The following is a 22,611-nucleotide window of genomic DNA, read 5'->3' as shown; positions in this document are numbered from 1 at the left end:
TCGCCCTCTTGCCAGGCTGCGATGACACGCTCGCGCAGGTCGAGCGAATGCGTACCGGACATAGCAGGCGATACCTCCTCACTCCGTCAACACCCTCCGCCTGCTCCCTTCATCCGCACCCCGCTATCAGTCGAGGCCCGGTGACGACACGAGCGCGTCGAGCTGCTCCATCGTCTCGCGCAAGCCGTGCTCCATGCCGGACGCGAGGACGGCCTCCCGTACTTCCTTGGATGGATACAGTTCGCGGGAGACCATGTGTGTCTTTCCGTCGCGCTCGTCGAAGGTGACGGTGATGGTGACCGAACCGGCGTCCGCCATCGGTTCGAAGACCTGCGTGTACACGAGCCGCGAGGGAGGAGTGATTTCAGCGTACTGGCCGGAGAAGGCCACCTCCCCGCCGTCCGGATTGCGCAGCACGTAACGGTAGCCGCCGCCAACGCGCACGTCCGCCTCGCAGCTCGCCATGGTGACGCCGAGGGCCTTCGGCGCCCACCAGCGCTTCACCAGGTCCGCGCGAGTCCACGCGTCGAACACGATGCGCGCGGGCGCATTGAACTTGCGAGAAATGACGATGGTGCGGTCCGACTCCAACTCCACTGACGTAAGGCTCATCACTTCATCCCTTCTTCTTGCGAGCATGTCGCTGCGCTGCTTCCAGGTCCTGCGTCTTGAGTTCTTCGATGAGCGAGTCCAGCTGTTCCAGCCGCTGGTCCCAGATGTCGCGGTAGCGCTCCAACCACGCGTTCAGTTCGCGCAGCGGCTCGGGCCGCAGGCCATAGAGACGCTGCTGGGCGCGCGCCTCCACGTCCACCAGCCGGGCCTCCTTCAGCACGCGCAGGTGCTTCGACACTTGCGGCTGGTTCAGGTTCAGCGCTTCTCCGATGGCACCCACCGAGCGAGCGCCCCCCAGCAGGTATTCCACGATGCGAAAGCGGTTCGGGTCGGCGAGCGCCGTGAAGGTCTCAATCACGAGGTCGTATATTCCCTGTTGGGTATATTCCCGTCAAGGAATATTGGATGCGCAGGCCGCGTCGAAAGTTGGAACCGCGGCCCATGTGTTCCCGAGGAGCGGCCGCGTACTCAGCGCGTGTCGCCGCCGTCGCTCAGCAAGGTCGTGCCTGTCATCAGCTCGCGGTCATCTGACAGCGGCCCAGGCGCGTGGCCTGGGCCGCGAGCTCGGCGAACGCCGCATCGCGCTCATGCTCACGCGGCGTCGGCCGGCCAGCGAGGCGGAGCGCGGCGCCGGTGGATGGGGCCGCGCTCCCATGGAGTACCGCACTGAGGCCCTGGCCGCTCGTTCTTGAGGAGGGCGGCAGGTGCTGCGAGGCGTTACCCGGCTCGCAGCGGGTTCAGGCGTCACTCTTTCCGCTGCCTCCTCCTGGCTCGCGAACGCGAGAGGGCGATGAGTCCGCCGGCCACCGCGAGAAACAACTGCCCCGTACCCGTGCCCGCACATCCCCCGCAACCACCGCTCTCGCCATTCACCTGCCCGTCACCACGGGCCCCCTCGGGGGGCGTCTCCACGATGCCCGGCTGCGGGGCCCCGGGCAGGATGCGGAAGGGCGCGCTGATGCCCGACACCGTTTCATCCTCGGCGCTGGCGACGCGCAGCAGCGCCTCCCGGCTCGGCGCGTCTGGCACGCGCCAGATGAGGTGCCCCGTGTTCTCCACCGAGGTGGCTATCGGCACCCAGCTCGCGCTCGTCTCCGTGGAGTACGCCACGTCCAGCGTCCGCACCTCGCCGAGCGTGGACCACTTCACCTCCACGTCCTGGCCCACGACGAAGTCCTCTCCACCGGCCGGTGCGTCCAGGACCAGGCGCGCCGCGGGCGCCGTCGCATCCGCCAGCCCGAAGTCGTCCACCAGCGCCCAGCCCACCCCTTCCAGGGCGACGCCCACGCTCAGTTCGAACGCGTCGGCCGGCAGTGCGATGGGCAGCTCCCATGACGCCTCCGTCCAAGTCTCCGTGGGTGGCAGGCTCGGGCCGCGGTTCCACACCTTCCACGTCCCATCCGCCCCCTTCACGGCCGCCTCCAGGTGCAGCGGCGTACTGGCGCGGTACCAGACGCTCACCCGCGAACCGCTCCCTGGCGTCACGGCCGGTGCACAGGTGCCGTCGTCGCGCAGCACCTGGAGCGAGGCGGCGCCCCCGGAGGCTTCCACGCGCTCGAGCCGGTAGGACCAGGCGCCGCTGTGCGCCTCGGTTGAGCGCTCGGCGCGCACGGCGCCACCGTGGACGGGGCCCAGCTGCCAGCAGTCGGGCACGCCGTCGCCGTTCTCGTCGTCCTCGAGCGAGGGGTTCTTCAGCGTGGCCGTGGGGGGCAGGGGCACGGGGTGCACCGCGGGCCGCGTCGCACCGCCCAGGATGTCCTGCATCGTGCGCACCTCTGTCCCCATCGGTGCCCGCTGCGAGAGCCAGCCCATGAACTCCCGGAGGACGTCGGGCTTCACGCAATACGTGCGCCCGGTGCAGTTCGGATCCACCAAGTGGAAGACGACGATCACCCAGCCCCCTCCCGCGGCCTCCGCCGTGGTGACCCACGCCTGCATCTGCTCCAGCCGGTCGTGGCGCGTCACCGTCGAGGCCGTGCGGATTTCGTAGGGGTTGCGCGGAGGGATTGTCTCGGCCGTGGGGCAGGAGCCACAGGTATCCACCAGGCCCCGCACGTCGCGCGCGGCGTTGTATCCGCACGCCGCTGCCGTCTGGTTCACCTCCACATCATTCGAACCGAAGGGGAAGGCGAGGGCGGTGGGGGAGAAGCCCCAGCTGAGCAGTCGCAGGCGGTCCTCGCAAATCTCCCGCCGTTGGTTCTTGCGTGTCAGCGACACCAGATCCATGTGTTGCAGCGTGTGTCCCCCGATGTCGTGTCCGGCCGCGGCCATGCGGCGCAGGTCATCGAGGTTCAAGTATCCCTTCTGGCCGACTCGCCCGCTGATGATGAAGAAGGTCGCCTTCAGCCCCGAAGCCGAAAGCATATCCAGCACCTGGCGCTGCTCCTCGACTCCGTCGTCGAAGGCCAGCGTGACGACCGTCCGCGCCCCTGGCGCCTCGGCCCACGCCCCTCCGCTCCACACTCCCAGCACCATTGCGAGGAGGCAGGTGCCCGCCCGCGCGTTGAGCCTTGCTCGCATGTTCCCCCCAGTCCCAGGCCACGACGCACCTCTTCGCGATGGCCCCCCTGCGCCCCGTCCCCTCACGTTTTGAGGCTGGGCGGACCCAGGCGCAACCGGAGTGCTCCCTCGCGGACGAGGGGGATGGCGACAGCAGCGCTGCCTCACACCCTCGCGTCGCAGCTGGAGGCAGGCAGGGGGGCACGCAAGGGGCGGCTGGAGAGCGAGCCCTCGAGAGCGGAACCGCCGAGGTGCGCGAGCGGCAGAGCAGGCGAACGCGGGAAGGCGCGGGAGCAGCTGCAGGTGTCTGCCGCGAGGCTGCCGCGCCCGCCGCGTCGGGCTCCCGCGAAGGGCGTTGCCGGTGTCCGTCCGGAGTACGCGTCGGCACGGGCCGTATGGCGTTCCAGTCGAATCAGAAGCGAGCGAGGAAGGCGTCGTAGCCGCCGGCGTTGCTGTTGCCGCCGAGACTTCCGAAGGTGGTGCCGGCCACGTAGGCGTTGCCGGAGGCATCCACGGCCACGCCGCGCGCGATGTCCTGGAACGGAGTGCTCAGGGTGCGGGTGCCCAACCTGGTGCCAAGCGCGTCGTAGCGGGTGAGGAAGGCGTCGACGGAGCCAGTGGACGGGTTGCCATCGAGCGCGTCGGAGGTGGAGCCGACGAGTTGCACGACGTTGTTCGCGGTGACGGAGACGCCGAACGCGGAGTCGGTCTGCGCGCCACCGAGCATGCGGCTCCACTGGCGGTTTCCGGCGCTGTCGTAGCGGGCGAGTAGCACGTCGACAGTGCCGTTGTTGGCGTTGCCGTCGAGGCTGCCGAACGTCTCGCCAGCGAGGTAGACGCCGCCGTCGGGGCCCACGGCGACGCTCTTGGCGTCATCGAGCTCGCCCGCGTCGATTTGCCGGACCCACTGCTGGGCGCCGAGGATGTTGAGCTTGAGCAGGAAGATGTCGGTGCTCACCGGCGTGGTGGCGCCGTCGAGGCTGCCGTAGGTGTTGCCGACGACGTAGACCTCGTGGGTGGGCGTGACGGCGACGCCGCGCGCGATGTCGCTCACGGAGGTGCCGTACTGCTGGAGCCAGTACGGGTTGCCCGCCGTGTCGTAGAGGGCGACGACGATGTCGTAGTTGTTGGGGTTGCCGCCGTTGGCGAAGCTGCCGCCAGTGTAGCCGGTGAAGAAGAGCTTGTCGGGCGCGCTGATGGCGAGGCCGGTGGCGAAGTCGTCCATCTGCGTGCCGTTCTGGCGCAGCCACTGACGGTTGCCGGCGGCGTCGTACTTGGCGATGAAGTAATCGACGCCGCCCGCGTTGGTGTAGAAGTCGAGGCTGCCGAAGGTGGTGCCGGCCACGTACACGTTGCCGGCCTCGTCGGTGGCCACCGCGGTGGCGCGGTCATTCCGCGCGGTGCCGAACTGGCGAACCCACTGGAGGTTGCCGGCGGGGTCATACCGGGCGATGAAGGCGTCCTGGCCGCCGGCTTGCGGGTCGGCACCGAGCTGGCTGGTCGTCTGGCCTGCCACGTAGACGCTCGTACCCGAGACGGCGACGGCGTGGGCCTGCTCGTCGTGGTGGGCGCCGAGCTGGCGCACCCAGGACGGAGGTGGGACCTGTGCCTCGGCGATGGAAGGCGCACCCGAGGCGAAGACCATGCCGGCGAGCCCGAACATGCTCAAGAGAGGGTGTTTCATCACGAACTCCATTTCTCAGTGGGAGAACTGAGCCGTGGCGCCGGGAGGACGCCTGTCGTCCGCTCCGGGGGGAGCAGTCTGTCACCACGGCAGCTCTGCAAGACCACGAGATACGGGCGCGCGGAAGATGGGTAACGAAAGACACGCAAGAGACAGTGTCTGACCCGGGGCTGAGGTGTCATGGACCCTGGAGTCACCCCTCCGGCAAATCAGACAGCTCAGGGAGGGTCGCGTTGGCAGTACGGAACTCGCGGGGTGACTTCATCTTCAGCCCGCGGAGCGGGTGGCAGGCGGGCCTCGCCGCGACAATCGTGGCCAGCTCGGCCTGGGCGCATCGCCACGCCTGATGCGCCTTCCCGGCGTCGCGGCTCATGGGGACGCCGGAGGCAGGTCTCCCTCTTGAGCGCACCGGGCGGGGGGAGGTGGACCGCGGGCCTGGAGGCCCGCGGTCCTTCGCCGCGGCTCGCTAGTCCTTCGTGCAGACGACGTCGTCGACCTGGAGGTGGTCGCGGTCGGCTTCACTGCGGCTCGGATAGAAGAACAGGCGCCAGTCACGCACGTTGCCCGTGATGCGGAAGAACACCGGCTTCCACTCGTCGCTGTCGACGGTGAGGAAGTCGGTGGCCGGGCTCCAGCCAGCGCTCGAGTAGCTGCGATGCCGGATGGTGCCGTGGCCCCGCACCCGGTACGAGCAGGAGTAGTTGCCGCTCGGGATGTTGAACTTCTCGAGCGTGAAGCGCTCGGCGACCTGGATGGGGACCACGAACTGCAGCGCCGACGAACCGCCATGCACCGCCGCCGTGTAGCGCACGAGTCGCGACGGCCTGATCTCCGTGCCCGGGTCGGCGATGCCGTTGTCGAGCCCGTACCAGTAGTCCGGGATGAGATGGTTGCCGTGGTAGGGAATGTAGGTGGTGGTCCAGTTTTCGAATCCACCATTGAGGATGATGTTCGCAGGGTGGTCGGCGGACACGCAGCGTCCGGTCGCCGTGTCGCAGGCGGGCAGCTCACCGACGCAGTCGTACGTGGTGAAGCAGGCTCCCGCGGACAGCTCGCACACGCCGCTCGTGGGGTTGCAGCTCGTCGCCGGGTGGTTGCACACGACGCCGGCGCAAGGGTCGCCCTCGACGCAGAGGTGGCTGGCCGTATCACAGACCGGCGTCTCCGGCGTCCCCGCGCAATCCGCGTGGCGGGTGCAGCGGCCAGCGGCGACCACGCACGTGTTCGTCTCGTCGCAGGCCTGCCACTCGCTGCAGTCCTCGGCAGCGTTGCACCGGCCGGCGAGCGGCTCGCAGGTCGCGGTGGCATTCACGCAGCGCTCCCAGGACTCGCAGCTGACCGCGTCACACGGCTCGGCGGCCCGCGCGCAGCGCACGTCATCGATGCTCAGGTGCTCGCCGCTGGTGTTGCGGATGCTGAAGATGAGCTCGAAGGTGTCGAAGACGTCGTTGGCGAGGTTGAAGCTGTACGCCACCTGTGTCCACGTCGCGCTGTCGACGGACGTGTAGGACGAGTAGCTGGAGTAGTCGTTGTCGAAGAAGGCGTTTCGGACTTCACCAGTCCCCCGCGCCTGGAAGGTGCAGGCGTAACGGCCCGCGGGCATCGACTTCGCTCCGGTGGTGAAGCGCCGGTGCGTCCCCGAGGTGTTGGTCAGGCGGACCGCGTTCACGCCCTCGAAGGCGTTCGTGGTCACCTTCTGCACGCTGTCCGACGTGATGCTCGACTTGCTCCCGAGCCACATCTCCGGAAGCGCACCGGGCCACTCTTCGAAGCCCCAGTTGTCGATGACGCTCACCGCGGGCTCCACACCCGCGTCCGGCGTCTCACTCCCGGCGTCCGGCGTCTCACTCCCGGCATCGGGGGTTTCCTCGCCCGCGTCCGGCGTCTCGCTGCCGGCGTCGGGCGTCTCACTCCCGGCGTCCGGGAGCTCCTCGCCCGCGTCCGGCGCTTCTTCACCCGCGTCCGGTGTTTCCTCACCGGCGTCAGGCGTCTCCTCCCCCGCGTCCGGCGTTTCGCCGCCCGCGTCCGGTCGCGTCTGGCCGGCGTCAGGAGTCACTACGGGATCCGAATCCCCCCCGCAGGCGGCCACGAAGACCAGCAGCGAAGTCAGACACACTCGAAACAACGTCAAAGCAATCCTCCGGTTCGCGGAAACTGGCTTCTCGTACCACACTTCCCGCAAGCGAGACCGAGCCGGCCCCCCGGTGGCGCTGTGTCTGCCTCATGGCGTGGAAGAATTCGGAGAGTCCGATGCTTTCTTGGTTCTTCCGCGCTGCGTGGGCGCGTTCTTCCTCGGAAAGCCCCACATGGCGCACCTGGAGACCAAGGTCGTGCGACCGCGAGCGGGCTGCGCGCAACTTCAGCAGCTTCGGCGACACGTGATGTTCACGCCGTTTTTCCACCAGGATGGGCTGGCGTCGGGGATTCATCCCTCGCTCACGTCCTGGAGTCATGTCTTTGAACGCCGTGCTCATCGTCGCGCTCGCGCTGGCCAGCGCCCCCGTGCCTGGCGGCAGCACGTCGCTTCAGCAGCTCGTGGAGCGCATCCCCGAGGTCGTCGATGACAGCGGCGGAATCGGCGCGGACGCGCAAGAACTCGCAAGCCGCATGGCGCGGCGGCGATTCCGTACCTCCTCCCGCTGTTCAGGGAGGAATCGGAGCCCATTCGTGACTTCGCGGGCTACGTCCTGCGTGACCTCGAAGGGCTGACCGAGGAACACCTCGGTGCCCTCATCCAGGCCCGGCTTCATGGGGACGGATGGATTCCTCCCGCCATCGCTCGCATTGGAACCCCCCGTGCCATCGCCTTCCTCGTCGAGCACCTGCGCACGAAGCCCACGGTGTACCTGCTTCGCGACCTGGCGGAACTCCGCGAGCGAGGGAAGGGGGCGGGCAGTGCGGTTGTCGCGCTTCTGAAGAACGAGGACCCTCAGTTGGGCTTCGCCGCGGCGCGAACGCCTGGCTACATCCAGTTCACAGGCGCGACTGACGCGCTCATCGGGATGCTGTACCGGATTGTTCCCCGTGACGGGGCCTACGTGGCGGAGCCGCGGCGGGTACTCCCGGGGGGCGCCGCGACGCTCAGGGCTGCTATCCGATGGGCGCCTCTTCGTCTCATGCCTGGGCGCGGATGTGGTCATCACGCCCGAGGGAGACATGCGGCTCGCCACCCCACAGAACATCTCAGGCACGCAGGAGCAGGCGGCACCCGCTTCGCCCCGGCGCAAGTGAGCTTCGCGCTGGAGACCGGGCGCACCTGAACGGCGTGTGCCCGGCCCCGCGTGAAATCAGCGTGTGCCTATTCCACGGTCTCCACGGTCAGGCACTTCGCCGGGCCGAACGTGGCCGCGTAGTACGGCGTGTAGAGGTCGGGCCCGAGCGTGAAGTTGCAGGTGTTCACCGCGTCCGGCGACAGCCCCTGGTTCTCCTGCAGGTAGCGCGCGACGTAGTCCCGCACGCCATCCGCGGACGTCCACAGCACGCGGCCTTCCTTGAACATGCTGTACCCGCCACCACCGCCCGCGCGGTAGTTGTTGATGGCGACGATGAAGACCTGGTCGTCGGTGACTTCATTGCCCTTGAAGCGCAGGTGTGTGGTCCGCGAACCCGCGGGCTTCGTCAAGTCATAGCCGTATTCGATGTGCGAGTAGAGGTCCCAGTTGTAGTCCGCGATGGAGGGCGAGGTGGCCTTCGCCTCCGCGGGCGTCGGGGGCAGGTTGGCCGGGTCAATGGTGGTGAAGTAGTTGGCGTTCATCTCCACCGCGCGCCGGAGGATGGAGCCGTTGATTTCCATGACGTACAGCGTGTTGTCGTAGATGTAGACGCTGTAGGCGTCGCGCAGGGTGACGTCGCCCTCGGGCAGCGAGACATCGTTGGTGAAGATGGCGCCCAGGGACAGGTCCACGGCGAAACCGGCTTCGAGCGCGGCCTGCTCCTGCACGATGTTGATGAGGTCCCCCAGCGGGCCGTCCACGTAGCGTCCGGCGAAGCCGCCCGGGAACACGCCGGTGGTGGTGCCAATCTTCTGGTTCACATAGGCGACCGTCGTGTCGTGGTGGACCTGGGTGCTCTGGGTGACGGCGGCATCCGCCGCCACCGTGTCGTCCACGACGTGGAGCTGGGCGTCATGGGTGCTCACGCCCCATCGCTCGCCATCCCAGGTGACCTGGAGCTGGACGTCGGCCAGGTGGCTGCCCCAGCGGTTGGGCTGCGTGAGGAGGACCTCGCTACCGTCCACGTTCCGCAGCAGCATCTTCGGAATGGGCTGGTGCGTGTGGCCCGTGAGGAGGACATCCACGCCGGGGACCTGCTGGGCAATCTGGACGGCCTGGTTCTCTCCAGGGAGGTTGCCCCGGTCCGCCCACTTCGAATCATCCGCGTAGTCGGCCAGCCAGGACTGGGGGTTGCTCGCGCTGCCGGTCGGCTGCCGGTCGGGACCGCTGTGGATGGCCACCACCACCACGTTCGCGCCGGCTTCCTTCATCCGCGGCACGTAGTCCTTCGCCGTCTGCAGCGGGTCATCGAAGCGCAGGCCGGCGATGTTCTCCGCGCGCTCCCACGTCGTCACGCCAGGCGTCACCAGGCCGAGGATGCCGACCTTCACGTCACACACCGTCTTGATGACGTAGGGCGTGAAGGCCTCGGAGCCGTCCGCGGAGTTGCGCACGTTGGCGCCGAGCAGCGGGAAGTTGACCTCGTTCTTGAACTTGTTGAGGACGTCCAGACCGAAGTTGAACTCGTGGTTGCCCAGGGCCATGGCGGCATAGCCCATCTCGTTCATGGCGGCGGCCATGGGATGCTGGGGCGCGTTGTCCACCAGGGCATAGTAGGTGCCCAGCGGCGAGCCCTGGATGGTGTCGCCCGTGTCGACGAGCAGCGTGCAGTCCGGGTTCTTCTCCCGCTCCTGCTTGACGAGCGTGGCCACCTTGGCGACGCCGCGCTTCGCGTCGGGCTTCCCGGAGAAGTAGTCCCACGGGAAGATGTTCGTGTGCAGGTCGCTCGTCTGCAGCAGCGTCAGCGTACGAGGGGTGGTGTCGGGCGGGGGCTCGTTGCCGGGCCCTGGATCTTCGCTGGAGTCGCAAGCCGTCAACAGCGAGCAGGCACCCACGAGGCAAAGTGAAGTCGTGCGCAACGCGCGCGCCCAGGTAGGAAAACGCATCAGGAAACCTCTACAAAGTTGAATGCCGGGAAGAATCTCCCAGCAAGGTGAGACCCTAACTCATGGCTCTGTCATTCCTGGCGCGGGGCGGTTTCGCCAGGCGCTCGCTCGGGCGGCGGCTCTCAAATCCCCCGCCAGGGGCGCTGGGATTCTCGGGACGCGGGAGCGCGGCGTTGCGGAATGCCATGCTCGTTGAGTTGAAATCTCACGGAGTGAGAATTGACGCAGGCCGACTTTGGCGCAGTTGAACACGCGCCGGGCAGCCCATGGTTCACCTCCGGCCAGGGCCGCCCCGCTCTCGCGGACACGCACCGGGTTTCGAGCCAGCGGCCGGCGTCCGTGAATTCCATTGGGATTCACAGCGCATTGTTAGCCATTGTTTCAGGCACTCTCTGTCGGCGTCGGCAGACGACTCGTCGCCGTGTCATGTCGGGTTTGAAATGACATTGTTTCTCGCGCGCGGAGAAGCGTCCCCCTGAAGCGCGTCGCTGTCAGGGAGAGACGTTCGGTCCTGGAAGGTCTGGTCGTTCCGGGTGGGGCGTTCGTAGACTCTTGCTGCCTGAGGCTGACATGGCGGGGGACTGACATGGCTGACGAGGTGCGCACCACGCAGTGTTGTGTCGTGGGAGGAGGCCCGGCGGGGATGATGCTGGGCTTGTTGCTGGCACGGGCGGGAGTGGAGGTGACGGTGTTGGAGAAGCACGCGGACTTCCTGCGTGACTTCCGTGGCGACACCATCCACCCCTCCACCCTGGAGCTGATGCACGAGCTGGGATGGCTGGAGGAGCTCCTGGCCCTGCCGCATCAGAAGGCGCCGGTGTTGCGCTTCCAGCGCGGTATCCATGACGTGGTCGTCGGAGACTTCTCTCACCTGCCCACGCGCGCGCGTTACATCGCGTTCATGCCGCAGTGGGACCTGCTCGACTTCCTCGCGCGGAAGGCCGCCGAGTTCCCGTGTTTCCACCTGCGCCGGTGTGCGGAAGTGACGGATGTGTTGCGTGAGAAGGGGTGTGTCGTCGGCGTCCAGGCCCGGACGCCGACGGGCTCATTGGAGGTCCGTGCAGCGCTGGTGGTGGCGGCGGATGGCCGGACCTCCGTCGTGCGCCAGCGCGCCGGCCTGGAGGTGGAGGTCCTCGGCGCGCCCATGGATGTCCTCTGGTTCCGTGTCTCGCGCAAGCCCGAAGACCCCGAGGACCCCATGGGCCGCTTCGAGCAGGGGCAGATTTTCGTCCTCATCAACCGGGGCGACTCGTGGCAGTGCGGGCGTGTCATCGCGAAGGGCAGCTTCGACGCCTTGCGCGAGGCCGGGCTGGCGGCCTTCCGCGAGGACTTCGCCCGGATGGCGCCCTTTCTGGCGGACCGGACCCACGAACTGGCGACGTGGGACGACGTGAAGCTGCTCACCGTGCGGGTGGATCGGCTGCGCACCTGGTACCAGGCAGGCCTGCTCTGCATTGGCGACGCGGCGCATGCCATGTCACCGGTGGGCGGGGTCGGCATCAACCTGGCGGTGCAGGACGCGGTGGCCGCCGCCAACATCCTCGAGGGGCCACTGCTCGCCCGGCACGTGACGCCCATGGACCTGCGGCGCGTCCAGGAGCGCCGGGAGTGGCCCACGCGTGTCACCCAGCGGGCCCAGGTCCTCATCCAGAATCGCGTGCTCGGGCCCGCGCTGCGAGGCCCGGCGGCGTCCACCGCGCTTCCCTTGCCGCTGTGGCTGATTCAGCACGTCCCCTTCCTGCGGCGCATTCCGGCGCGCCTGGTGGGCATGGGCGTACGGCCCGAACACGTGCGCACGCCGGCGGCGCCTCCCAGGGCCTGAGCGATTCAGGCGGGCGTCAAGCCTTGCCCGCCACCTTCGCGGCCCACCACCGCAGGCCCACGAAGAGGAAGCGCCAGTCCTTGAGGAATTCAGGGGGCTTGCGCTCGAAGGCATGGCCCACGAACTGGAAGCTCCACCCGACGACGAAGAGGGCGGCGGGCACCTTCCAGAGGCGAGGGACGAACGGGGATGCGGCGGCCAGGGGGACCGAGGCCGCAATCATCGGAATGCCCACCGTATGAAACAGACGGTTGACTGCATGGGTGTGGCTTTTCGAGTACTCCGAAATCCACTCCTCCCAGGGACGGTCGCCGAGCATGACGTCACGGTATGCACCGTGCGCCCCAGGAGGAAGGTGCCGGGTGGGTGCTCGCCTGGTCAGGGAGGCGTCACGGGCGTCAGATGCTGGAAGTCACAGACTCGCTTCCTGCTCCGTGGCGCCGTGCAGCATCTTGCTTCGCGCCGTGAGGACGTTGTTGATGGTCTTCAAGCTCAACGCCTTGGGGCTATCTGATTTGACGGTGGCACCTCCAGGTGCGGCGCGCCGTGTGTTCAGGATGAGCGCCGGGCCCTGGGCCGTGTGCTAAGCCCCGCGGGCTTTCGGCGACGGAAAAGTCACGCTCTAGGACAACGCGACATGAAAATGACTTCGGAGAGAATCTCCCGGTGGGCAATCCGTGCTCTCTCGCTACGGGCCCCTATGTTCGTGGCGTTTTTCGCCATGCTCATCGTTCAAGCCATATGGACGAACACGTTCCTCGGAATCGACCTGGATTACCTGGTGCAGAACCAGGGGATTTTCCTGCTCGTTCTATTGGTGGTGCTGTTCGTCCTTGATGTCGTCAGGATAGGCCTCCACAAGTTCCTCTCGTCACGCGTCCAGGGGGACGACAGCGACGTGAAGGACGAGCAGGAACATGTCACCGCGATATTCACTCTGGATAATGCTGACCCGGCGAAGCCGGGGGCGCTCGCGGCCATGGAACACCTGCAGGAGAAGCACAACTTCGACGCGCTGGACTGCCCGGAATGCGACGGAGAGGGGTGCAAAGGCTGCGACGACGGCGGCCTCATCCTCGTCTGGGAGAAGGAGCCCTGCGGCCCAGACTGTCCCCTCCTGGCTACCAAGCAGTGATAAGGTGGGCATGCGCAGGACAGGCGACCACGCCAGGGCAAGTGACTACCCCAGCCCATACTTTCGTTAGGTGTTCTCAATCCGCCGTGGGCTCGTAGTACCCGTCCGAGAGAGTCCCCAGGAAAGCGACGATGGCCTGCTCCTCCTGAGGCGACAACCCCAGGTTGCCCATCTCTACGGTGTTGATGTTCAACCCCACCTCTGGAGCAGGCCAGCAATCCACGCCGGGGGTATTGGAGTCACCCGCGACACATACGGGCAGCACATCCCGCGTGTTGTAGAAGTGGACGATGGATTCGAGGCTCTTGAAGTAGCCGTTGTGAGTGTATGCCTTGACGAAGGCCGGGTAGGGGCGCTTGTCCACATTCCGCAGCGTGGGGATCTTTACCTTGCCCAGGTTGGGCCGGGCATAGGGCGCGTAGTCAGACCGCGTCTGCAGGAAGGCGCCCAGACCCAGGTCGACCCAGAATGGCCCCTCCGGGTTGAACTGGAACTCCCAGTACCAGGGATTGAGCAGATTGCGAGGCACTCCGAGGTTGTCGAAGCCGTAATCGGTGAAGAGCGGAGGCTCGTTATTGGGGCCGCGCTGGCTTGTATGGCAGTTGCTGCAGCGGGCCTTGCCCTCGAACAGCCTCAGCCCCCATCTCTCCTTCCCGGTGAGTTCCGCGAGCCCCTCCAGGTAGGCGTCGTACTTCGACGAGAAGGCGTTGACCTCGGATGACCCTTCGTAGGCGGCGATGGCCTTCGCGATGGAATCGTACGCGAGCGGCACGTCGCGACAGATGTTCGCGCCGTAGACGGAACGGAAGAGTTTTCCATACGGCCCATCGCAGACCTTCGCCACCACCGTGGCCGCGTTGGGGTTGTTCTGCTCCAGCGGGTTGAGGAATGGGCCCTGAGCCTGGTCCGCCGCAGGGTTGCCCAGCTTCTCGCCGGTAGCACGGCCGTCCCAGAAATTACCTCCGATGAATGCGGACTGCCCGGCGTCAGCGAGATGGAGGATGGGGGCCTGGGTGGCATATGCGGACGAGGGCGGCTTGCGGTTGCCGAAACGGCCTCTCACGGCGCCCTCGTAGACGGAGCCGGTGAGGTTGATCAGGAGGTTTGGGCCCGTCCACCCCGTGTCGGGCCCGTGACAGACAGCACAGGCCTGGCCCCTTGGCTCGGAGAGTCGACGGTCGAAGAAGAGCAGCTTGCCGAGCCGCTCCACCTGCGTCAGTCCGCCGTGCTTCGCCGCATCTTCCCGTCGAAGCGTGTCCTCGAAGATGGCCGAGACCTCGCTGTCCTCGGGCGTCCCAGGAAGCCCACCTTCCCCGCTGCTTGGGACCGGGGGGGCCTCTCCCGGGAGCGTCTCTGGAAGAGGAGCGGCGTTGCATGCCAGCACCCCACCCAGCGATAGCATCAGGAACAATCCACCTCTGTTTCGCGCCATTTTCGAGGCCCCCCTGTTGTCAGGCGACGTCGAAGATGGCACGCGTCTCTCGACGCCAACCATGGGCCGGAAGCCCACGGCAGGTGTCCCCCGGGTGGCGCGGCCCAGCACGAAAGTGGCGAGTGGGAACCCGGAGGCTGCATCGGGTGTCCCACCGCAGACGAAGGGCTGCCCCTTCCGCTGCGCGGCCTCGTGACTGTTGCGCTAGAACGCGACCGGGCGGGACGTCGGGGCCCTGACGGGAGTCGAAGCTGGGGGTTCCAGAGCGGATGCGAGGTGCGGGCGCGACTCTGCTGGATTTGCGCACCGCGCGGCCGCAGGTTCCCAACCCGCTGCCGTACCCGCGGACGCTGGTGGAGGCCAGGCGTCTGACGCTGATGTGGACCCTCCGCGTCCGTTTCCAAGGGCATGCGCCCGGGGCGGGAGGCCGGCCATTGGGGCCCCCCGCCGCGTGGCGGCTACGACTGCGCGGACGGCTCCTCCCATGGGAAGTGGGGGGCGCCCATCGCGGGCTTGAGGTCGAACAGCCAGGAGGCCTTCTCGTCGTACTTCGCGAAGAAGGGCCGGCCGACGAGTTCCGGGTCGCGCGCCTGGATGAAGTGGAGGACGAAGACCTTCTCGCCCGCAACCTCCGCTACACCGTCCACGCACACCTTGCCGGGCGTGGCGGACATCGACGGGCCGCGCACCGTGCGCGCCAGTCCGGACACGCTCTGGTAGGCGTTGCGGAAGATGTCGTAGGCCTCGGCGAGCGGTACCGCGAAGTAGTCCTGCGGACCCGTATCCCGCTCGACGAACATGTAATACGGCACCATGCCGTGGCGCAGGTGCGTGCGCCACATGCTCTCCCAGGTGTCCGGGGTGTCGTTGATGGTGCGGATGAGCGGCGCCTGGGTGCGGATGACCGCGCCGGTGCCCCGGATGCGGCGCACCGCCTCCTGGACGATGTCGGGGACCATCTCGTTGGGATGAGAGAAATGCGCCATGAAGGCCAGGCTCTTGCCGGAGGCGACCACCTTCTCGAACAGGCGCAGGATGTCGTCCGCGTCCGAATCCGTGACGAAGCGCTGCGGCCAGTAGGCCAGCGCCTTGGTGCCGATGCGGATGGCCTCCAGGTGCTCGATGTCCAGCAGCGGCTCGATATACTTGGCCAGCACGGCCTCGGTCATGATCATCGGGTCGCCACCGGTGAACAGCACGTTGGTGACCTCGGGGTGCGCGCGGATGTAGTTCACCAGCGGGTCGATTTCCCGCGAGGCGAACTTCAGGTCCGCGTCCCCGACGAACTGCGCCCAGCGGAAGCAGTACGTGCAGTAGGCGTGGCACGTCTGACCCTGCTTGGGGAAGATGAGCACCGTCTCCTTGTACTTGTGCTGGAGTCCCGGGACGGGCTCTTCGTTGGCCAGCTTGGGAACGTTGAGCTGCATCTGCCCGGCGGGGTGCGGATTGAGCCGCGCGCGAATCTCGTTGGCGGCCGCGTTCAGCTCCAGGGGGGATGCACCGGAGCTCAGCAGGTCCGCCATGCGCGCCACGTCGTCCGTGGGCAGCATGTCCGCCTGCGGGAAGACGAGCCGGTAGATGGGGTCGGCGGGCGCGGCGGCCCAGTCGATCAGCTCGTCCACGACGTAGCTGTTGGTCCGGAAGGGCAGCACGTGCGCCACCGCTTGCACCGCGAGCCGTTCCTCCGCTGAGAGCCCGGCCCGAGTCGTCAGCTCGTCCAAGTGTCGCGTGGTGTAGGCCCGGTACCGGCGACCCGTGGACAGAGCCAGTGCTGCGTTTGACATAACGCTCATGTCTCGTTTCTCCTGCGGTAGTCAGGGCGGCCACGAGGTCCACAGCGGCCGCCCTGGCTGGTGGCCGGGCGTGAGCGCACACCGTTTGACCACCAACGAGGGAGAGTCCGGTTACCACGCCGATGTGCGAAGTGTCATCCCTCAGGGGCGAGCGGGCAGCCTGGATTCCACTTTGTGTTGCAATTTGCAGCGACTCTGCGTCCGTGATGGCGTGACGCAGCGTGTCGAAAGCCGGGGATTCTGCTGTCTCCCAGTCTCCGGGCAGGGGAGTCCCCCCGCCGCGGCGGGCCGGTAGATACCTGACATACCCCTGTCATGCGGGCTGCCTAAGTCATGGGCGTCGTTTCACTCGTTGGAGGAGATTCCGCCATGTCGAAGGACAGCAAGCTGAAGCACTACACCGGAGGATGTCTTTGCGGAGCGGTGCGCTTCGAGGCCGAGATGGATCTGTCGGAGCCCGTGAGCCGCTGCAATTGCAGCATCTGCACCAAGGTCGGCGGCACGCAGGCCTACCCGAAGCCGAGCGCCTTCCGCGTCACCGCGGGCGCGGAGCACCTGGGTGAGTTCCGGAAGGGCTCGAGCCCGAACTTCCGCTCGTTCTGCAAGCACTGCGGCATCCATTGCTTCTCCGCCGGGTTCGTCGAGGAGCTCGGTGGAGAGTTCCGGTCCGTCAATATCCAGTGTCTGGACGACGTCGACCCCGGTGAGCTGAAGGTCGTGTACTGGGACGGCCGCCATGACAACTGGGGGGCCGGGACGCGCGACAGGCCCTGGCCCATCCGGAGCTGAGCCCTCGCTCACGTCCCGCGCGGTTTGCGCCGGCGAGCGAGCCGCTCCGCCTGCTCCGGGTTGAGCATCTTCACGTAGGCCAGGAGGCCGTCGAGGTGCGCGCGGTGTGCCTCGCCGTCCTCCGACCGCCCCTCCTGGTGCAGCATCGCCCGGAGCCGCCGCCGCTCCTCGCGTGACAAGCCCAGCGTCGTATTCACGGTGACGCCCGTGACGCGCTGGGCACCGCCCCGGCGTTGCACGCGGGTCTTCTCGCGGTTGACCTCGAAGCCTTCCTCCTGCACGTACCGCGCGGCCAGCGCGCGGACGCGCTCCAGCGACGTGACGTCGTCGCCGGAGAAGGTGAGGTCATCCGCGTAGCGCGTGTACGTGTAGCCGTACCGACGCGCCAGTCCCGCCAGCCGCCGGTCCAGTCGCAGCAGCACCGCGTTGCATAGGGCGGGGCTCGTGGGGGCGCCCTGCACGCAGACGCGCGGGCCCACGGGAACGTGGAAGAGGGTGCCCTCCAGCTCCACGGGCTGGCGCTCGGACTCCGTCATCAGCACCGCGAGCGTGGCCGCCACGGGATATCCGTAGCCCAGGGCGATGAGCAGCCCTCGCACCCGCGCGAAGGTGACGGAGGGGAAGAAGTCCTTCAGGTCCAGCTTCAGGACCACCCGCCGGCCCACGTGCGGCGCGGCGCCCGTCTTGATGGAGCGGCCGGGCACGAAGCCATGGGCCTGTGGACTCACGGGGAGCTTCGACACCAGGAGCGCCAGCAGCCGGCGTTGCAGGGCCTTCAGGCGCCGCTTGGGCGCGTGCAGCAGCCGGACGCCGCCGGAGCGCTTGGGCACGGCGAAGGTCACGTAGTGCCGCACCCGCTCGCGCGGGCGGTGGATGCTGTAGTGGCGGAGCACGCCCACCGAGACGCCCAGGGCCGCTGCCACGTCCTCCTCCGTGCGCCAGACCGGCAGGCCGTAGCGCGCCAGTTGTGCCTCGTCGGGCAGCAAGTCCCTCAGGTTCCGGTTCCGCGTGCGCAGCGTGGCGGAGAACAGCCGCCGGGCCTCGGCGGCCTCCATCCACTTCTTCCGGCCCGGGGTGTAGCGACGGTTGCCCTTGGGGAGCAGCCGCGCATCCCGGCGGACCTGTCGCAGGTGCCCCGGCTTCAGGGGGCCCGACGTGGAGACCGTCTCCGTCACGACGTCCAGGGGACGGCCCTGGGCATCCAGCGGCACGTCCAGCCCGGTGGTGCTCCGCGTCACGGGACGGCTGAACAACCCCTTGAGCCGGGAGAGGGCGGTGTCGAACCAGCTCATGGTGCTCCGGAAGAGGCCAGGGGACGACCTGCGAGGCGTTGGACCCGGGGCTCCCTGCGTTGCGTACGCTGGGACCCTGGCGAAGAGATGGGGACAGAACACCCCCGCGGCGAAACACCGCGGTACTCATGGCTCATCTGCGAGCCCTGGCCTCTCCCGAGAGCACCTGCCGTTATCGTCATTCGTCGTCTCCCGGGTCAAGCGCCTCCGTGGGCCGCCGCCGCGCGTCCGCCTCCGCCGCCCGGGCCGCGAGCGCGTCCGCGGAGGCGGGCTCGGAGCTGCGGAGTTCGCGGCGCTGCGCTCGCGCCAGGCGGCTGAGCGCGAGCAGGTGTGCGCAGGGGCCCTGGTTCAGCAGGTGCTCGCTGAAGTACGCGCAGCCGCACCGGCCGAAGAGGAGACGGTCCTCGTCGTTCATCACCAGCTCGACGCCCGACTGCGGGCCCGCGCGGCCATGGACCACCCAGTCCCGGTGAACCACCTCGCGCGTGACGGGCCCCTCCGGCGTGGGCAGCGTGCGTATCTTGCGCGTCTCTCTCGGCGCCGCGGAGGTCACCTCCACCTCGCCCGCGGCCTCCAGGCGCTCCACTTCCTCTCGGCGGGCGTCAGGCGGGTACAGACGGCCCAGGTCCACCGGCGTGGCGAACAGCTCGCGGTGGCGCCAGCGCCGCGCCTCCACGTCGAAGAGGGCACGCCCGGCCGCGCATTGCGCCGCCAGGGCTCCCGCGGCCCGCGCCGTGTCCACGCCCAGGGCGGTGGCCACGTCCTCGGTCGAGGCATGAAAGCGCTCGCGCAGCACGCCGAGCACACGCTCCGCCAGCGCGCTGTCACGCGCCGGCTCCAGCAGCAGGTCCATGCCCGCGGTGTTCGTCCAATGATTCGCCGTCCACCCGGACAGGCCCAGCAGGAAGCGCACGCCGCCGGGCAGGTGCGCGACGTAGAAGTGCGGAAGCGCGCGGCCCTTCAGGTAGATGTCCACCCGCTCCGCGTAGGGCAGCAGCGGCTCCAGCAGTCGCAGCCGCCGGCGGCCCCAGGCCCGGATGATTCGAGGCGCCGTGTACCCGTGGGCCGCGCCCTTCAAGGGCACGGAGTGCTCCCAAGGCTCCAGCATCAGCCGCGCGTCCTCGCCGGGGTGGAGTTCGTAGCGCAGCGCGCGCGGTGACACCTTGGCCTTGGTGTGGCTGAGGAAGCGCACCGCGGCGAGCAGGTCCACCGGCCGCGCGGTCAGGCGGGTGCCGGGCATCGCCATGCCGCCCTGGAGTTGGAGCAGGCCTCGCACCCAGGGCTCCGGGACGTCCACTTTCTGTTCGAAGCGACCGCCCGCGCCGGTGGTGCGCACGTCGAGTCCCTCCGGGCCGATGCGCAGGTGTGTCTCCCGGGTGGAGCGCATCTCGGCCAGCGCCGCCCACAGCCAGGCGGTGAAGTCCACGTTGGTGGTGCCGCAGCGCACCTCGCCCTCGGGCTCGAAGAGGCCGCGGTCCACGATGACGAGCCCGTAGGCGCTCTGGTCCTGGCTGAAGGCCTCGAAGAAGACGCGGTCGGGGTGCACGGTGATGAGCGGGTCCAGCAGCCCGCCGCCCCACGTCTCGTCCCACGCGTCCGATTGCCAGATGAGCCCGCCGAGCGCCTGGAGCGCCATCCGGAGCGACAGGATGTCCCGGGCCACGCGCGCGTGGAAACGCACGGGGCGGTGCACGTCCGCGGACAGGCTGAGCTGCGCGCGCTCCCGGGTGGACTCGAACACGGAGGGCGTGGCGTAGAGGAAGCTGGAGGCCGTCACGCGCCGTCTCCTTTCGCGGGCAGGCCGAAGACGTGGGGGACTTCCGTGGCGTCTCGCAGCTCGGGCCAGCGCGCCAGCATGCGGGCCAGCAGCGCCATCAGCGACTCCTTGGGATAGCGCGAGTCCGGCAGCGCGAAGGCGTCACGCACGCGCGGCACCAGCACGCGGGCGGCCTCCACGCCGTGGGCGGCGGCGTTGGCCAGCGCGTCGAAGGCGGCGTGACGCGTGCGCCGGTGCAGGGGTCTCAGCAGGGTGGACTGGAGCAGGTCCAGGTTCTGCGCGGCCACCTCGCGGGCCTTCGCGGAGTCGCGGCCGAGCAGCCGGAAGGCCAGCGCCTGGACGTGAATCTGCGGCGCCTCCAGCAGGTCGCGCACGGCGCGGGGCTCGGCCAGGTAGAAGTCATCCGAGCGGAGGAAGAACAGCCGCGCCAGCCGGTTCTTCTCCATCAGCGCGTCGAAGGTCCAGATGGAGTAGGCGGGCAGGGCGCCCAGCGCGTTGGCGGCGCGGCGGGCGAAGACGCCGCCTTCCTTCGGCAGGGCCTCGTAGTGCGCGGCCAGCGCGTTGAGCACCTTCTCCCACTCCTTCGCGCTCCCCGTCGCCGGGAGGTGCATGGCGGCGCGGCTGGCGAGGTAGTCCAGCAGGTCCTCGTCGTTCGCTTCCAGCGCGCGCATCACCAGCTTGGGGTACGCGGCGCGCCAGCTCGAAGCGACGTGCATGCGGAAGGGGCCGCGTACCAGCTCCGGAAAGCGCGCGTACAGGGCGGTGGCGGTGGCGTCCGTCAGCGGCTGCACCCGGGCCAGGCCCAGGCCGGGGAGATTCCATTCGCCGCCCGCGCCCGCAAGTTGGAGCAGCCGGCGCCGAGTCCGGGCCGGGAGCGATGCGTCGTCCTGCACCAGCCGCAGCACCTCCGCGTCATACGTCTCCGCCATGGCCGAGGTGCGCAGGAGCGCGCCCCATACATCGTCCCAGTCCCGCGCCCGCGCGAGCGCCAGCAGCTCCGGGAAGCCCTTCGCGTCCTTTCGTCCCAGCGCGCCCCAGCGAGGAGCCACCGCCTGCAGGTGGCCGAGGAGGTAGGGCACCACGTCACGTCCGCGCGCCTCCGCCAGCTCCACGAAGAGCCGCGCCGCGCCGGGCATGGGCGTCTCCGGGTGGTGCGCCTTCAGCGCGGCGACCAGCTCGGCCGGGGACGAGACGGTGCGCGCGAGCGCCAGGGCATCTCGGCACCAGGTGGCCTCATCCACGCATCGCCGGTAGAGCGCGGAGGCCAGGGCCGCGTCCCCCCGCGCCTGGGCCCGCTCGCGCAGCGTGTTCCACACGTGCTGGCGCTCGCGGTGCCCTCTCCATGGCAGATGCTCCAGGATGAAGGGCCGGGCGGCCTCCGCGTCCAGCGCGTCCAGGGCCAGGGCGGTGGGCTCGTCCAGTCGGCCCCAGCCGATGTCCATCTTGGCGAGCTCGGTGTGCCGCGCCGCGCGCGTGGGCGCTTGCTGGACTCGCCGCACCACCTCGGTCCGCCAGAACTCCGTCTGCCGGGGGGCGCGAAGGCCCGCGAGCTTCCAGTCCAGGAGGCGGCGGAACATCTCCACGTCGTCGGCGCGGTCCGCGTCGAAGAGCCAGACCTCCAGCGCGGAGGCATTCTCCCCGAGCCAGGGGTTCCCCCACTTCCCGTCGGCGGTGACGCTGCCGGGCGAGAAGCAGGACAGCATGAGGGGGCGGAAGCGGACGCGGTCCCTGGCGTGGAGGGCGGGCCCCCACAGCCAGGTGAAGGACCGGAAGGCGGGGCGGCGTGCCAGTTCCTCGAGGGAGGCACGGAGTTCTTCGTCAGACTGTGTCCGGGACAGGACGCCACGCAGGGCGGCGTCCATCTCTTTGACCTCTCGGCGGAAGCGCCGCTCCCAGCTTTCGTTCACGCTCCCCGGTTTACACCGGCCGCTCCAGGAGACCCAGTTGCGAAGCGGTCAACCCATGTAGGAGGGCGGGTCGCTGGCGGGAAACGAAGACATGGAGCCTTCGGCGACGATGTCGCGATTGCCCGCCGCGTCGCGTGACTCGCCGGGGAGGATGTTCCACCGTCCGTGCTCGCCCGCGCCGTACCGCGACGGGTCGCGGAGGCTGGAGGCGCGCGCGTCGATGACCACCGGCATGCGGCTGCACGCGCGCCACTGCGCCGCGAGCAGCGCGGCCTGAACGGCCGCGTCGACCAGGAAGACGGCGGAGCGCCGCTTCCGGTTCGTGGCGTACGTGGAGACGTCGACCACCAGGAGCGTGAACGCGCTCCAGACGCCCAGCTTCCTGAGCTCCGGCGTGACGCGGCCATGGCGGTGCGCGGACAGGAGCGTCGCGCCCACCGCGCCGGCGAGCCCGCCCACCGTCTTCATCCGCCAGCCTTCGCGGATGGGCCCGGTGAGCCGGGTGACCCGCTTCGACTGGAGCCAGGGCAACAGGCCCTTCAGCAGGAAATACGCGCCCTGGACTTCGGCCGGGTCTCTTCGGACAAGCGCACTGAGTCGTCGGTTCATCCGCCCTCTCTCTCCCGCGCTCAAGGTGCTTCCTGGCGCGGGGAAGGGCACCCGGACCGGGCGGGCTCGCCGGCGCGGTGGGCGCGACGCTCCTGTCCGCGC

18 protein-coding genes are annotated in these 22,611 nt (G+C 68.6%); 4 read left to right on the top strand and 14 right to left on the bottom strand.

Annotated elements, in window-relative coordinates; translation table 11 throughout:
• Positions 1–126: 126 nt before the first annotated feature.
• From HNV26_RS31265 to HNV26_RS31240, 6 genes are all read right to left on the bottom strand, one after another.
• Positions 127–612: an SRPBCC family protein gene (locus tag HNV26_RS31265; protein WP_275955102.1), complete on the bottom strand. Its 486-nt coding sequence runs from the start codon at positions 610–612 to the stop codon at positions 127–129.
• A 4-nt stretch (positions 613–616) separates the two neighbouring features.
• The gene (locus tag HNV26_RS31260; protein ID WP_171441969.1) at positions 617–970 is read right to left on the bottom strand and encodes an ArsR/SmtB family transcription factor; all 354 of its coding nucleotides are present in this window, start codon (positions 968–970) and stop codon (positions 617–619) included.
• Positions 971–1,356: 386 nt separating this feature from the next.
• Entirely contained in the window at positions 1,357–3,132 is a 1,776-nt protein-coding gene (locus tag HNV26_RS31255) for a polysaccharide deacetylase family protein (RefSeq protein ID WP_171441968.1), read from the bottom strand.
• 391 nt (positions 3,133–3,523) lie between these two features.
• Complete coding sequence (locus tag HNV26_RS31250; protein WP_253817234.1) at positions 3,524–4,795, bottom strand: SBBP repeat-containing protein; 1,272 nt, start codon at positions 4,793–4,795, stop codon at positions 3,524–3,526.
• 193 nt (positions 4,796–4,988) lie between these two features.
• The gene (locus HNV26_RS31245) at positions 4,989–5,168 is read right to left on the bottom strand and encodes a hypothetical protein (protein WP_171441967.1); all 180 of its coding nucleotides are present in this window, start codon (positions 5,166–5,168) and stop codon (positions 4,989–4,991) included.
• Positions 5,169–5,261: 93 nt separating this feature from the next.
• Complete coding sequence (locus HNV26_RS31240; RefSeq protein WP_366817067.1) at positions 5,262–6,851, bottom strand: invertase recombinase-like protein; 1,590 nt, start codon at positions 6,849–6,851, stop codon at positions 5,262–5,264.
• A gap of 395 nt (positions 6,852–7,246) precedes the next feature.
• Here HNV26_RS31240 and HNV26_RS38715 point away from each other — a divergent pair, with 395 nt between their 5' ends.
• Positions 7,247–7,504, top strand: coding sequence for a hypothetical protein (locus HNV26_RS38715; RefSeq protein WP_253817233.1), 258 nt, complete (start codon positions 7,247–7,249; stop codon positions 7,502–7,504).
• 589 nt (positions 7,505–8,093) lie between these two features.
• Here HNV26_RS38715 and HNV26_RS31230 read toward each other — a convergent pair.
• Positions 8,094–9,953, bottom strand: a complete 1,860-nt coding sequence (locus HNV26_RS31230) for a bifunctional metallophosphatase/5'-nucleotidase (RefSeq protein ID WP_171441965.1) — start codon at positions 9,951–9,953, stop codon at positions 8,094–8,096.
• Between the two features lie 586 nt (positions 9,954–10,539).
• On the opposite strand from HNV26_RS31230, the gene HNV26_RS31225 reads away from it, so the two are divergent.
• Entirely contained in the window at positions 10,540–11,775 is a 1,236-nt protein-coding gene (locus HNV26_RS31225) for an FAD-dependent oxidoreductase (protein ID WP_171441964.1), read from the top strand.
• A 16-nt stretch (positions 11,776–11,791) separates the two neighbouring features.
• Here HNV26_RS31225 and HNV26_RS31220 read toward each other — a convergent pair whose 3' ends face one another.
• Positions 11,792–12,094: an Mpo1-like protein gene (locus HNV26_RS31220; protein WP_171441963.1), complete on the bottom strand. Its 303-nt coding sequence runs from the start codon at positions 12,092–12,094 to the stop codon at positions 11,792–11,794.
• Between the two features lie 318 nt (positions 12,095–12,412).
• Between HNV26_RS31220 and HNV26_RS31215 the strand changes: the two genes are divergently transcribed.
• Complete coding sequence (locus HNV26_RS31215; RefSeq protein ID WP_171441962.1) at positions 12,413–12,910, top strand: hypothetical protein; 498 nt, start codon at positions 12,413–12,415, stop codon at positions 12,908–12,910.
• 76 nt (positions 12,911–12,986) lie between these two features.
• On the opposite strand, the gene HNV26_RS31210 is transcribed toward HNV26_RS31215, so the two are convergent.
• Positions 12,987–14,342 carry a cytochrome-c peroxidase gene (locus tag HNV26_RS31210; RefSeq protein ID WP_253817232.1) on the bottom strand — a complete coding sequence of 452 codons (1,356 nt, stop codon included), beginning with the start codon at positions 14,340–14,342 and terminating at the stop codon, positions 12,987–12,989.
• A 458-nt stretch (positions 14,343–14,800) separates the two neighbouring features.
• A complete protein-coding gene (locus HNV26_RS31205) occupies positions 14,801–16,135 on the bottom strand; it encodes a KamA family radical SAM protein (protein WP_171441961.1) in 1,335 nt (444 codons plus the stop codon).
• A 369-nt stretch (positions 16,136–16,504) separates the two neighbouring features.
• On the opposite strand from HNV26_RS31205, the gene HNV26_RS31200 reads away from it, so the two are divergent.
• Entirely contained in the window at positions 16,505–16,924 is a 420-nt protein-coding gene (locus tag HNV26_RS31200) for a GFA family protein (RefSeq protein WP_171441960.1), read from the top strand.
• A gap of 8 nt (positions 16,925–16,932) precedes the next feature.
• Here HNV26_RS31200 and HNV26_RS31195 read toward each other — a convergent pair whose 3' ends face one another.
• The 4 genes from HNV26_RS31195 to HNV26_RS31180 all read right to left on the bottom strand — a co-directional run bounded on the left by HNV26_RS31195 (position 16,933) and on the right by HNV26_RS31180 (position 22,509).
• Positions 16,933–18,216 carry a reverse transcriptase family protein gene (locus HNV26_RS31195; RefSeq protein ID WP_171441959.1) on the bottom strand — a complete coding sequence of 428 codons (1,284 nt, stop codon included), beginning with the start codon at positions 18,214–18,216 and terminating at the stop codon, positions 16,933–16,935.
• Positions 18,217–18,394: 178 nt separating this feature from the next.
• A complete protein-coding gene (locus tag HNV26_RS31190) occupies positions 18,395–19,993 on the bottom strand; it encodes a hypothetical protein (protein WP_171441958.1) in 1,599 nt (532 codons plus the stop codon).
• Complete coding sequence (locus tag HNV26_RS31185; protein ID WP_171441957.1) at positions 19,990–21,900, bottom strand: gliding motility protein; 1,911 nt, start codon at positions 21,898–21,900, stop codon at positions 19,990–19,992. Before HNV26_RS31185 ends, HNV26_RS31190 begins: the two co-directional genes overlap by 4 nt.
• 48 nt (positions 21,901–21,948) lie before the next feature.
• Positions 21,949–22,509 carry a hypothetical protein gene (locus HNV26_RS31180; protein ID WP_171441956.1) on the bottom strand — a complete coding sequence of 187 codons (561 nt, stop codon included), beginning with the start codon at positions 22,507–22,509 and terminating at the stop codon, positions 21,949–21,951.
• Between the last annotated feature and the right edge of the window lie 102 nt (positions 22,510–22,611).

The sequence above is a fragment of the Myxococcus xanthus genome, from assembly GCF_013116825.1.
Lineage (GTDB): Bacteria > Myxococcota > Myxococcia > Myxococcales > Myxococcaceae > Myxococcus > Myxococcus xanthus_B.
The sequence above is the reverse complement of the archived record's forward strand: the minus strand, read 5'-3'. Positions and strand labels throughout refer to the sequence as shown.